Raw genomic sequence first — 12,531 nt, forward strand, 5'->3', positions numbered from 1 at the left:
AACTGCGTCAACGGTTGCCCTGTCCCGGCCGGGACGGGCCGGGCGAGCACGGGAGGCTGCGAAGCGTGCCCCGTCATCCACGCGTGCCCGGCCGCACAACGGTCGCCTGCGGGCTGGTCGCCGTGCTCGTGACGGCGGTCGTGCTCGCCGCTCCCGCCGACGCCGTGCCGAACGGCGTCACCGCCCGGAGTTCGACCGGTGGCAGCCAGCCGCAGCAGTGGAACGGGACGAGCTCGGCCCCGGCGATCAGCGCGGACGGCCGGTACACGGTCCAGCTGACGACGGCCAACGTCGACCCGGTGGACACCTCTCCGCCGACCCAGGCGGACGTCTACGCGACCGACCGGGTCACCGGCGCCGCCCGGCTGATCGGCGTGGCCCACACCACCCCGCTGGGCACCTTCCCGCCGGCCGGGCAGAGCGGGCAGTCGGCGTTCCTGGCGAACAGCGCCGAGCCGTCGGTCAGCGCCGACGGGCGGTACGTCGCGCTGGCCACCGCCGACGCCGCGGTCAACGTCGACCAGGCCATCCCGGCGGGCGGTACCAACTCGTACGTGTGCGACCGCGACATGAACGCCGACGGCGTCTTCGACGACACCGTCGCGCCACCGGCGCCGGCCACGCAGAACCCGGTGCGCGAGACCTACTGCACCTACGTCGGCGACGGCACCCACCCGTCGGCGCACCCGTTCCTCTCCGCCGACGGCAGTTCGGTGGCCTGGGTCGACACCACGACCGACACGGTGTCGGTCACCCGGCTGACCAAGGACGCCCAGGGCCGGCTCCAGCCGCCGTCCGCCGCCGACGTGATCGCCGTCCCGCCGGCCGCGGCGCAGCACCAGAACACCACGCACCCCGTGCTCGACCGGCACGCCGACTACCTCGTCTACGCGACGGTCGTGTCCGTGACCCAGCCCGTCGTCACGACGGTCCCGGAAGTCATCGGCTACGACTTCGCCGCGGGCCGTTCGGACCGGCTCGACCTGACGCCGTCCGGCGCGACCTACGGCGACCCGGCGACCGGGCCCACCGTCACGCTGACCGCGCCGGCGGTGTCGGGCGACGGCGGCCGGGTCGCGTTCCAGTACCAGCCCTCGCCCGCCGCCGACCCGCAGGTGGTCGTCCTCGACCGCGATCCCGACTCCGACGGCGCACGGGCCCCGGGGGCGCCCGGCGAACCCTTCACGTCCACTGTGGTCTCCCGGCGGACCGACGGCGCGGCCGGGGACGGGGCGAACCCGGCGCTGAGCACCGACGGCCGCTACGTCGCGTTCGTCACGGCCGCCACCGGGATGCACGACGGCGCCGACACCGCGGGCGTCACCTGCCTCACCGGCCCGCAGGCGCTGATGGTGTGCCAGGTCGTCGCGCGCGACGTCACGGCCGACCTGGCGCGCGAGGCCGCGGCCACCCCGCGCCTGCCCGCCGGCCTGGTCTCGGCCACGACGACGTCGTGCTCCGGCGCCGACGGCTGCGGCGGCAACCGGTCCAGCACCACCCCGGCCGTGTCCGCGGACGGCTCGGTGGTCGCGTTCGCGTCGGCGGCGACCGACCTCGTCGCCGCCGACACCAACAACAGCACCGACGTCTTCCAGCACCGGTTCACGCCGCAGTTCGCCTCGGCCGGGACCTCCTTCCCGACGACCCCACCCGGGCAGAGCTCCAGCGCGACCCTCGACGTCGGCCGGTCCGGCTTCGGCCCGCTCCCGGTCGGCCCGGTCGCCGTCACCGGACCGGCCGCGGCGGACTTCGCCGTCGGCGCGGGGCAGACGTGCACGGGCAGCACCCTGTACGAGGGCGACGAGTGCGCGCTCACCGTGACCTTCACACCGACAGCGACCGGGACCCGGTCCGCGTCCCTGGTCGTGCCGTCCGCCGACGGCCAGGCGAGCACGACGATTCCCCTGGTCGGGCTGGGCGGTGCGGCACCTCCGCCCGGGCCGGGGCGGATCGAGGTGACGTCGGGGACGACCGACTTCGGGGCCGGCCGGCTGCTCACCACGAGCGCGCCGAGACCGGTCGTGCTGATCAACCGCGGTGGCGCCCCGCTGGTGGTGACCGCCGTGGCGCTGCCTCCCGCGGCCCCGGGGGCGGACGCCTTCCCGGAGGACTACGCGATCGGCGCCGACGGGTGCACCGGCTCGACCCTCGTCACCTTCGCCACGTGCACCGTGGAGTTCACGCACACCCCGCGGGCCGGGGGCGTGCGCCCGGCCACGGCCGAGATCACCGACAGCACTGGTGCCACCACCGAGGTCCTGCTCACCGGGTCCGGCGTGGTGCCCTCGCTCACGGTCACGCCGGCGGTCAGCAAGCCCGGCCGGGTGGTCACGGTCACCGCGGCCGGCCTGCCCGTGTCGACCGCGATGACCCTCACCGGGCTGGGGCCGCCCGTGCCGGTCACGACCGACGCGCAGGGCGGGTTCGCCGTCGCGTACCTGCTGCTCCCGCACAGCGCGAGCGGTCCGCTCGAGCTGATCGCCCAGGACCTCGCCGGCACGGTGGCCGCGCGGGCCGGCGTGCTGATCCAGCAGCGGTCGTCCGCACCGCCGAACTTCACCGGCTGAGCCCGTCCCGGTTCCCGCGAGTGAGCGCCACCTCGTGCTCGTCGAGGCGGCGCTCGTGGAGTCGGTCCGCAGGTACCACGCACGGCGGTGGAGCACGCCGACGCCGTCCGGCGGCACCACGGGTTCGGGGCGGACCGGTGCATCGGCGAACGCGGCTCGGCGACCTGCGCCGCGCGAGTGAGCGGTGCTCCGTGCTCGTCGAGGAGTGCCGGCTGCTGCACGCGCTCGGCCGCCGCCACGACCGGGCTCTCGGGGCCCGGAACGCCGGGCTTGAGCGCTACCTCGACACTCGGTCCCGTCCGCCCAGGTCGCGGCCCGGCACCGGGTCGTGCACATCCTGTGGGAAGTCGCCGAAGACTTCCCCGGCGTTTCGGGCGTGGGTGCCGCGCGCTGTGCCGGATCTTCGAGAGCCGGGCCGACCGTGAGATAGGCCGATGCCCTGCCCGGACGGCTTGCACGGCGCTGTGCCTGTTCGGGCCGCTGCGGCCGGTGTCCGCCGCGTTACGCTGGAAACGCTTTCCGCTCGGTCCGAAATGGACGCCGCTGCGCGCCGCGTCCGGTGCGCGAAGGCACGGACGCCCGCGGCGGTGACGGCCCCGGAGGAGGAAGCTCATGACCAGCGACGGGGGCGGTTTCCCCGGTCCGGTGCGCGCCGGCTGCCCGATCGGGCAGCGCGCCTGCCCGCCCGGTTGCCCGGACGGGCGTAACCCCGCCGCGGCACCGGCGCATGCTGGGCCGATGGAAGCCACGGCGACCGCTGAGCGCGCGCACGAAGTCCTTGCTGCCCCACCGCTTCCGGCGGAACCCGGCCGTGTGCCGCGCGACCGCGTGCACGCGCCGCTGGCGTTCACGCGCTGGGCGGACTGGGCCCATGGTACGGCGGATCCGCGGGAGCTGCTGGCGGAATACCGGCGGGGGAGCGAGGTCTGGCTGCGCGTCGCGACGGCCGGCGGGGACGAGCGGGCGGCGCTGAACCGGATGAGCGGGACGCTGATGGAGCTTCGGATCGCCGTGCTGGAGGGCGCCGGCCGGCTCGATCACCTGAGGTGCCGGGTGGTCCCGGCGCTGCGGGACCTGGGCGCGTTGTGGCTCGACGAAGGGCGGGCCGCGCTGGCGTCGCTGATCGCTGTACCGGACGGGCGAGCCCTGCCGTCCGTGCCGGTGGACCAGGCCGCGTTCGTCGCGCTCGGCCACACGTGCCGGGCGCTGCGGCGGGCCGGGGGCTACACCCGGTTCGCGGTGACCGCCGAACTCGCCGTCAGCCAGTACATCCTCATCGCCGGCGAGTGGAACGCCCTGACCCGCGCGACCCCGGTCCGCGCGGCCACCGGGGAAACCGCCGTCCTCGACGTGCTGGCGCGGCTGGCCGAGGTCGTCGTGGCCCTGCTCACCAGCACCGGCCGGGAGCTGGCGCTGTTCGACGAGCTGCTGGGGAAGTGGCTGGCGGACTACGCGCAGCTGCTCGCCGCGATCGAGGCAGCCGCGGAGGTCCTCGGCGACCTCCTGGGTTCGCGGCGGGTGCTGGACGCGGTGGCCGGACCCTTCGCCCCGCCCGCGAGCACGGCCTACATCCAGCCTTCCCGCATCGCGTAGGCGACGGCGTGCGAGCGGTTGCGCAGGTGGAAGCGGTTCGTGATGTCGTGCAGGATGTTCTTGATCGTGCGCTCGGAGTAGCTGAGCAGATCGGCGATCTCCTTGGTGTCGAGGCCGTCGGCGACCAGCCGGAGCACGGCGACCTCGCGTTCGCCCAGCCCGGCCGGGAACGCGGTGTGCGTCGTCCCGTCCCGCTGGGCGCGCGCGACGTGGGAGAGGAAGCGGTTGAGCAGGTCGGGCGGCAGGTCCGGCTCGCCGATCGACGCGCGCTGGATGGCGTGCACCATCTTCGGCGCGGACACCTCGGACCGCCAGACGAGCACGGTGACCCCGAGCTCGATCGCCTCCAGCATCTCCTCGTCCGCGAGCGCGCGGATGACCAGGACCACTCTCCGGCACCCTTCGGTCCGCAGGCTTCTCAGCACCTGGAGCAGTTCTTCGTCGAGGGTGTCGCCGATGACGACGGCGACCCCGTCCTCGGGCTCGGTGAAGTCGGTGAGGAGCTGGATCTCCACCTCGTAGCGCAAGGTGGCCGACACGCCCATCCGGGACATCGAATCGGTTCCGCGGACGACAACGGGGATGCGGTTCATGTTGACTCCAGAAGCTCCAGTGCCTGACCGGTGCGGCGGTGCCGACTGGTGGTGGACCGGGACCCGGTCTCGCGGCGAATGCTAATTCCCGTGCTGCCGGGTGGCACTGTGCAAACCCGTCATCGCCGAGGATCGTCGTGTGCAGAGTCAGCACCCGGTTGCCCGTCCGCTCAGACGAAGACCTGCACGGTCGCGCTGCCCGAACCCTCCAGCCAGACCTCGTACTTGCACCGTCCGATCGGGACCCGGCACTGCTCGTCCGCCCAGCCGAAGGCCGAGAAAGCGATGTACTTGCGCTCGTCCCCGTTTTCCGGCAGCAGGACCGACGCGGTGTTGTTGAACGGTTCCTTGTCGTCGGTGTAGGCGACCTTCGCCCAGCACCGCAGGGAGGAGGTGAACACTTTGGGCGTGAAGCAGAACACGACGCAGTCCTCGTCGAACGGGACCTCGCCGAGGTGGATCTCCGGCGCGACAATGGTGAAGCCCACGTCGTACTCGGTGGTTTTGCGCCATTCGTAGTGGATGTCCAGCGTCATGGTGGTGCCCCCGTCCCGCCGGTGGTCAGTTCGTCCCGCATCTTCGCTCGGGCGTCGCCCCCGCGTACTGCGCGATCGGGCACCCACCACGCGAACCGGGCCGCTGCCCGGCCGGATTCCTCTTCGGGTGAGGGCCGGACCGCCGGCGCGCGGACGATCGGCAGCATGGCCGAGGAGAGACCACCGTTCCCGCCGCTGCTCGCCGGCCGGTGGGTGCCGTCCCTGCACGACGACGACATCGCCGCCCTGGTCGGAGCCTACGAACGGGGCCGCGGCGAACTGGCCGCGCGTCCTCCCGGGTCCGCATCGGACACCGCCGGCCGGGACGCCACGGCCGAATCGATGCTCGGCACGCTCGCCGTCCTGCACGGGCTGGCCTCGGTGACGTTCGAGCAGCTGTGCCGGGTCACCGTGCTGCTCGGTCCGGCGGTGCACGAGTTCGGGGCCTGGCCCCGCCCACCCGACGGGGAGGGCGGACGGGCCCGCGCGGTGCGGTCGATCACCGTCGTCGGCGGGGAAGCCCGGTTGCGATCGAAGCTCGCCGAGCACGCCACCGGGTTCCTCGTGCGCGCCGGCGGCGAAGTGCGAGTGCCGCGGCCGGGCCCCCGGGCCCGGATCCGCCGACGACGGCTGGACGAGCTCGACCTGGCCCTCGGGGAAACGCTCGGTATCGGACTGGCGACGTTCCTCGTGACGACCACCGGCTGGGCCGAGCGGTACGCGTCGATCATCGACGAGATCAACGCCTGCTACGTGGCCGTTCGCGCTCACGCCCGTGAACGGCCCGGCGACGTCGTGGCCGGGCCGGCCACCGGGTGAGCGGTGTCGGCCGTGCGCTCCTCCCGCAGCAGGGTGCGCATGATGACGCGGGCGTCGTGGATGCGGGAACGCACGGTGCTCACCGGGACGTTCAGGTAGCGGGCGATCTCGCGGTACTCCAGTCCGCAGAAGTCCCGCAGCACCAGGGCCTGGGCGAGGTTGCGGGTCCGTCGCTCGAGCTGGTCGAGCGCGTCGAGCAGGTCGACCCGGGAACCCGCGGTCAGGCTCGTCCGGCGCGGGTCCGGCACCTGGTCGTGGCGATCGAGCGGGGCCTGCTCGGCCGCGCGGCGCTGCAGGGCCCGGTACTTCTGGCGGCAGCTGTTGGCCATCACCGCGTGCACCCACGTCCGGAAGGAACTGCGCCCTTCGAAGCTGCCGATGCGCTTGGCGACGATCAGCAGCACGTCCTGGGCCGCTTCTTCGGCGTCTTCGACGTGGGAGAGGAACCGGCTGCACCCGCGCAGCACGTCCGGCCACACCTCGCGCAGCAGCTGGTCCAGCGCTGCCGGATCACCACCACGCGCCCGCTCGGCCAGCAGCGTCGTGGTGTCGGCGGGTACGGCCATCGTTCCACTCCTCGCCCGGTCGGCAGATCCCGGCGGATGTTAACCGCTCGCACCGACGTCCAGTGGACGTACATGCCTCGCGTGCGGCCGGTGTGAAAGTTCCCACGCGGCACCAACTTTCCGCCGTCGGCGTCCTGCGGAGCAGTGGGCGTGAGCGAGGCCACACGCACGGTCACCGCCCCAACGTTTTCCCGCGGCCCCCCATCAGTCCAGTGCCGGTTCCGCTCACCTCGACGCACTGGAAAGGCCTGATCTCTTGGTATCGCTCGACGCGCCACCGCCCGATCGCCGCTGCACCGTCTGCGGGAACCTGCCCGAGGCCGCGAGTCCGTCGCCGCTCGGCTGGGTGGCCTGGTGCTGGTCGCCGGAGGTGGGGTTTCACCTGTTCGGGGAGTCTGGACGGCCGCTCGCGGTGGTGGCCACCGGGACAGCCGAGGCGCGGCCGAGCCAGCTGCTGCCGAGCCAGGCCTTCGAGCTCGGCCTCTGGTACGGACCGCCCCACGACGACCGGCCGACGTCCGAGTTCCTGGGCGCGGTGGTGCAGTTCCTCGACCAGTGGCGGGGCGACCTCTACCTGGTGGCGTTGTTCGGCTACGAGGCCCAGGGCCTGGCCGGGCTCGACCACGCGCCGGAGGCCCGCCGCGTCGTGCTCGGCGAGGCGACCCGGTTCGTGGTGTCGACGGTCGACGTCGGCGGCTGGCGCGAGCCGCTGCTGGCGGCCAGTACCGCGGCGTGCGACACCCTCCGGCCCGGCCGCGACCGGGACGCCACCCCGGTCGGGACCGAGCCGCCCGCCTTGCCGTCGGCCGCGGGGGACACACCGCTGTCCCTGACGGCGCGGGCGTTGTTCGCCCACCTGTGCGCGGCCGAGGTCGGTCCCCGGGCGTTGTGCCGAGCCGCGCACCTGCTGGTGCTGGCCGGCGCGAGCACCGCGGTGATCGGCACCTGGCTGCTCTACACCGCGCGGGTGGCGCGGCTGCAGCTGGACGCGGTCGGGGCCCGGTCGTGAAGCGGCGGCGCGCGTTCGCTCGGCGGGCGTTCCCCGTGTGCGTGACGGCGGACGCGGTGGCCGCGTTCACCGGGTCGGCCGGACCGCGGCGGCTGACCAAGTCCCTGCTCGTCCCGGCTCTGGCGGCGGCCGCACCGCCGCCGGATGCCGGGCTTGCCGTCGGTCTGGCGTGCTCCTGGATAGGAGACCTCGCGTTGCTCGGGAGCACCGACCGGCACTTCCGGGCCGGGGTGGCGGCGTTCGCCGTGGCGCACGCCGGCTACGCCGCGTCCTTCGCCGCCCGGGCCGGCCGGCCGCCGCTGCGCCGCGCGGTGCCGATCACCGCCGCCGGGGTGGGTGGAGCGTGGTTCTTCGGCCGGGCGGCGGGTGCGCTGGCCGGTCCGGTCCGGGGGTACGCGCTGGCCATCGCGGCCATGGCGGTCACCGCGGCCGGCCTGCGCGGGCCCGGTGCGGGGCGGGCGGCCACCGGAGCCGGGGTGTTCATGCTGTCGGACGCGCTGATCGGCCTGCGCCGGTTCGTCCTGCCCCCGGCATGGTCCCGGCCGGCGGATCTGGCGGTGATGCTCACCTACGGCGTCGCCCAGTGGCTCATCCACACCCCGGCGTCAGCCCCGGCCCGGCGCGGGCCCGAGCCCCAGCGCGGCCGGCATGACCCGGGTGCGGGCCTCGGCTGAGTGCCACCGCCGGTCGCCGTGTAGCCGCCGAGCAGGACGAAGTGCCGCCCGCCCAACGGCCGGGCGAGTTCCGGCGACCGGCCCGCGAGCGGCAGCAGCCCGTGGGACGCCGGCACGGCGAACCGGATCACCGCGATCGGGACCAGGCCACGGGCCCGGGCGACCGTGCCGAGGAACCGCCGTGATCTCGGCGGGGGCGAAGGCCGTCTTCGCTCGCAGGTCCCGGATCACCTTCTGGCGCACCGGGGAACCGTCCGCCGGCGGCGCATTGTCTCGACGCTCCACTTCGGACCTCCTTGTCCGGCCGGAGATCGAATTCCCCCGCGTGCGCCACGTCATGCATCCCGGCCCGGCCGGGTGAAAGCGTGCCCGTCCGGGCACGCAGCCTGCGGTTTCCGGCGCGTAGCGTGGCAGACCCGTCTGTCCGGAGGTGACTCGGCCATGGGAGATTTCCTGCTGCGCACCGGTGATCTGCTGCAGATCACGATGGTGGCGCCGACCGTCGTCCCGGCGGTCGCGAAGCCGATCGCGCTGCGCGGTTCGAGCACGGCGGTCACCGCGATCGGCAAGCTCGCCTGCCTGCGGGGCGACGAGCTGCCCGACGAGCTCAAGGTGCCGGTGCCCTACACCGAGCCCCCGTTCCTCGTCCCGGGCACGGGTACGTTCTCGATCCTGCTGCCCCCGAGCCACTTCACCCTGCTCGCCCGGAACGGGCTCGTGCTGCTGCTCAAGGGCGGGCCGTTCCCGGTGGTCTTCAAGGTGGCGACGCCCGCCACCAACCCGGTCCCGGTCCCGGGCGTCCCCAAGACGGACACGAAGCCGCTCAAGCAGGGCACCGGGCAGTTCCTCACCACGAACGCGACGGTGCGGATCGGCTGAGCCCCGCTGCCCCGGCTGCCCCAACGCGCAGCCGCCGCTGCCCGGGCGGGTGCCTCGCCGAAGACCGCCGCGAGCGGCCGCGAACGTACGTTGTGGACGATCCGTGCGGATCACCATGCGGGAGTTCGCCGCAGGTTCCCCGAGGAGGTCGTGTTGGCCGAGCACAAGAGCGTGACAGGCACCCGAAGATTCCGGTTGCGGACAGCGGGGGGCAAGTCGGTCGTGTTGTTCGGCGTGCTGGCGGTCGCCTACGCCGTGTGCACGGTGGGAACCCCGGCTCCCCGGCAGCAGGTGGTGCCGGTGGCACACACCATCCGCACCTGCGACAGCGGCGCGCCCGCCCCGTCGGAGTCGTACAAGGTGCTGGAACGCGACAAGGCGATCCAGTTCGTCGTCGTCGGAGCCAACGGCTCGCAGAACACCGGCAACCTCGGGGACAACGAAGCGAACGGCGGAGGGTACGGAGCGACGGTCACCGCCACGCTGGCGCTGCCGGCCAACACCCAGCTGGTCTTCATCAAGGCCAACGGGATGGCGGGCTGCCACCGGGGTGGCTCCGGCGTCGACGGTTCCGGCTACGGCGGGGGAAGCAGCGCCGTGGTCGACAAGGACACCGGAGAAGTCCTGATCGAGGCCGGTGGCGGCGGGGGAGCGGGACTCTTCAACGGCTTCTCCTACGGCGGGCGGGGTGGTAACGCGGGGGGACCGAACGGTGGTCAGAGCGGCAGCGTCGGGGGCAGCAATCCCGGACCCGCCGGCAGCGGCGGCGGCATGTGCACCGCCGGCTCGCAGGGGAACGGATCCGACGCCGAGCGCGTGAACGCCAACATCCCCGGTGGTGGCGGCGGCGGTGGGTGCGCCGGCGGCTCCGCCGGCGGATACTCTCCGGTGGCCAGTGGCGGTAGCGGCGGTGGCGGCGCTTCTTCCTACGTGGCACTCGAATTTGGCTCGACGAGCCCGGCCTTCCAGGCCACGGGCAGCAATTCCAGCACCGTGACCTACAGCCGGACGGCCGCGAGCGTCACCCTCACCGCGACCGGCCCGGAGGCCGCGCCCAAGGCGCAGGACAAGATCAGCTACACGGTCACGGCGCAGAACATCGGCGAAACGACCCCCGGGGCGATCGACTTCGACCTCCCGCAGGGATGGGTGGCGACGGGCTGCACGAAGATCAGCGGCACCACCACGGCGCCGGCCACGCTGCCCACCGACCTGGGACCGCCGGACACCTACGGTGGATCGGACGGCGAAACGCTCCAGTGCACCTACACCAGGGCGATCACCCAGACCGAGATCGACAGCCACGCGTTCGTCGGCGGTCGGATCACCGCCCGGGTGACCACCAAGGTGCCCGACCCGATCACCGTGGCGATTCCGAGCAACCAGACCTCCACGGAAATCGTCCCGGCTCCGGCCCTGACCCTGGACCCCGTGACGGTGTCGGCCACACCCAGCGGCGGGTTCGTCGCCGGGAGCACCGTGAACTTCACCCTCACCGCGACCAACTCGGGCAACACCAGCCTGACCAAGGTCGTCAACACCGTGAAGGTGCCCGTCGCCAAGCCGGTCGCCGGTGGGCCGGCCGAGGTGCCGCTCACCTGTCCGGCGGCGGCCACGAACGCCGCTCCGGGCGCGAAAGTGACCTGCACGACCGGCAACTACACGGTCACCCCGGACGACGTCAAAGCCGGCTCGATCACCGCGACGGCCAGCGCCGCGGCCGCCGAGGCGTCGGCCACGCCGCAGCTCGTGCCGATCACCCTGGCGCAGAACAAGAGCTTCCTCGCCACCCTGACGCACGTCGGCCCCACCGACGCGCAACCGGACCAGAAGGTCGACGCCGGTGACACCATCACCTTCACCGCCAGGCTGACCAACAACGGCACGGCCCCGCTCCGGGACGCGTCCATCTCGGTGGCGGCCCTGCCCGGCTGCGTCAAGTCCACCACGACCCTGGACACCGGCGCGTCCGTGGAGTGCGTCGCCACCTACACGGTCACCCAGTCCGACATGAACCTCGGTTCCGTCCGGTTCACCGCGACCGGCCAGGCCAGTGACGCCGGCGGAACCGGGCTGCAGCAGCAGAACCCGGACGACCAGGTGGCGCTCACCGGTGCCGCCGGTCTCACGGCCGCGCTGTCGGCGGTGAGCAGCACACCGACCACCCGCAAACCCGCGGACGGCGACGTCATCCACTACTCGGTGCTGGTCACCAACACGGGCACGGTCAGCCTTTCCCAGCTGACCACAAAGGACACGCAGGCCCCCGCCCCGGCCGCGGAGATCACCTTCACCTGCGAGCAGACCGCTCTCGATCCGGCGGCCACCAGCACGTGCACGGCCGACTACACGATCACCACCGACGACATCAGCGAGGGGAAGGTCGCGAACACGATCGTCGTGAGCGGCAAACCGCCGACCGGCAACGCGGTCAGCGGGACCGACACGAAGACCGTCGACCTCGAACAGTCGGCGCAGCTGTCCACCCTGATCAAGGTCACCGCGCCGGGCGACAACAACTTCGACGGCCTGACGAACACCGGTGACACGCCCCTCCTGGAGATTTCGGTCACCAACAGCGGCAACGTCCCGGTGGCCGGGCTGGTGCCGGCCGCCACGGCGAACGGCGCCACGCTCGACTGCGCCCTGCCGACGACTCCGCTGGCGCCGGGGGAAACCGTCACGTGCGAGCCGAGCTACACGGTGAAGACCGCCGACGTCACCGCGGGGTCGATCAAGTTCGTCAGCGACGTCACGGGGACGGATCCGGCGGGCAGCAAGGTCGACGCGACCTTCACGCTGAACCGCACCACCGGGGCCGACCCGGTGACGTCGACGCCCCCGACGCCGCCGACCGACGACACCAGCGTCACGACCTCGCCGCCCACCAGCGCCACCGGTGCTCAGCCGAGCACGACCTCGTCGTCGGCGGTCGCGGCGGTGACGACGACCGGTTCGCCCGCGGCGGCCACCGCAGCCGCCGGCAAGGCGTCCGGGGGTTCGTTGCCCACCACGGGTTCGGACGTCGGCGGGCTGCTGGCGATCTGCGCGATGCTCGCGCTGGTCGGTGGCGGGCTGCTGCTGCTGGTGCGGCCGGCTCGCCGGCGTCGCCGGGGCTGACCGCCCGGCACGGATACCCGCGTTCCCCCGGTCGTGCTCGGCGGGCCACGACCGGGGGAACGCGCCCTGCACGTCCGATGGTCCGGAAACCCCGGTGGCCCGCGCTCGCGCGGGCCACCGAACGAAGCTGGGTGTCACCGCGAAAACCGGTGACACCCAGCGTTCTTCCCTGGTC

Annotated in this window: 10 protein-coding genes; 7 read left to right on the plus strand and 3 right to left on the minus strand. The window is 73.3% G+C overall.

Annotation, left to right across the window (positions count from 1 at the left end; translation table 11 throughout):
- Window positions 1-65: 65 nt before the first annotated feature.
- Together OG494_RS12845 and OG494_RS12850 are read left to right on the plus strand one after the other, a co-directional pair.
- Entirely contained in the window at window positions 66-2,567 is a 2,502-nt protein-coding gene (locus OG494_RS12845) for a choice-of-anchor D domain-containing protein (RefSeq protein WP_328455251.1), read from the plus strand.
- Window positions 2,568-3,179: 612 nt separating this feature from the next.
- Entirely contained in the window at window positions 3,180-4,160 is a 981-nt protein-coding gene (locus OG494_RS12850) for a hypothetical protein (protein WP_328455253.1), read from the plus strand.
- Here OG494_RS12850 and OG494_RS12855 read toward each other — a convergent pair.
- Both OG494_RS12855 and OG494_RS12860 read right to left on the minus strand, forming a co-directional pair.
- Window positions 4,133-4,753: a helix-turn-helix transcriptional regulator gene (locus OG494_RS12855; RefSeq protein WP_328455255.1), complete on the minus strand. Its 621-nt coding sequence runs from the start codon at window positions 4,751-4,753 to the stop codon at window positions 4,133-4,135. The two genes, OG494_RS12850 and OG494_RS12855, sit on opposite strands and share 28 nt — an antisense overlap.
- Before the next feature lie 170 nt (window positions 4,754-4,923).
- Window positions 4,924-5,289, minus strand: coding sequence for a hypothetical protein (locus OG494_RS12860; RefSeq protein ID WP_328455256.1), 366 nt, complete (start codon window positions 5,287-5,289; stop codon window positions 4,924-4,926).
- A 165-nt stretch (window positions 5,290-5,454) separates the two neighbouring features.
- Between OG494_RS12860 and OG494_RS12865 the strand changes: the two genes are divergently transcribed.
- Window positions 5,455-6,108 carry a hypothetical protein gene (locus OG494_RS12865; protein ID WP_328455258.1) on the plus strand — a complete coding sequence of 218 codons (654 nt, stop codon included), beginning with the start codon at window positions 5,455-5,457 and terminating at the stop codon, window positions 6,106-6,108.
- On the opposite strand, the gene OG494_RS12870 is transcribed toward OG494_RS12865, so the two are convergent.
- The gene (locus OG494_RS12870; RefSeq protein WP_328455260.1) at window positions 6,057-6,674 is read right to left on the minus strand and encodes an RNA polymerase sigma factor; all 618 of its coding nucleotides are present in this window, start codon (window positions 6,672-6,674) and stop codon (window positions 6,057-6,059) included. The genes OG494_RS12865 and OG494_RS12870 overlap by 52 nt on opposite strands.
- Before the next feature lie 415 nt (window positions 6,675-7,089).
- On the opposite strand from OG494_RS12870, the gene OG494_RS12875 reads away from it, so the two are divergent.
- The 4 genes from OG494_RS12875 (at window position 7,090) to OG494_RS12890 (ending at window position 12,356) form a co-directional block, all read left to right on the plus strand.
- Window positions 7,090-7,683 carry a hypothetical protein gene (locus OG494_RS12875; RefSeq protein WP_328455262.1) on the plus strand — a complete coding sequence of 198 codons (594 nt, stop codon included), beginning with the start codon at window positions 7,090-7,092 and terminating at the stop codon, window positions 7,681-7,683.
- A gap of 41 nt (window positions 7,684-7,724) precedes the next feature.
- Window positions 7,725-8,357 carry a lysoplasmalogenase gene (locus tag OG494_RS12880; protein WP_328455264.1) on the plus strand — a complete coding sequence of 211 codons (633 nt, stop codon included), beginning with the start codon at window positions 7,725-7,727 and terminating at the stop codon, window positions 8,355-8,357.
- A 441-nt stretch (window positions 8,358-8,798) separates the two neighbouring features.
- Window positions 8,799-9,236, plus strand: a complete 438-nt coding sequence (locus tag OG494_RS12885) for a hypothetical protein (protein ID WP_328455266.1) — start codon at window positions 8,799-8,801, stop codon at window positions 9,234-9,236.
- Window positions 9,237-9,431: 195 nt separating this feature from the next.
- A complete protein-coding gene (locus tag OG494_RS12890; protein ID WP_328455268.1) occupies window positions 9,432-12,356 on the plus strand; it encodes a DUF7507 domain-containing protein in 2,925 nt (974 codons plus the stop codon).
- The last annotated feature ends 175 nt before the right edge of the window (window positions 12,357-12,531 follow it).

It is taken from the genome of Amycolatopsis sp. NBC_00438 (assembly GCF_036026695.1).
Classification (GTDB): domain Bacteria; phylum Actinomycetota; class Actinomycetes; order Mycobacteriales; family Pseudonocardiaceae; genus Amycolatopsis.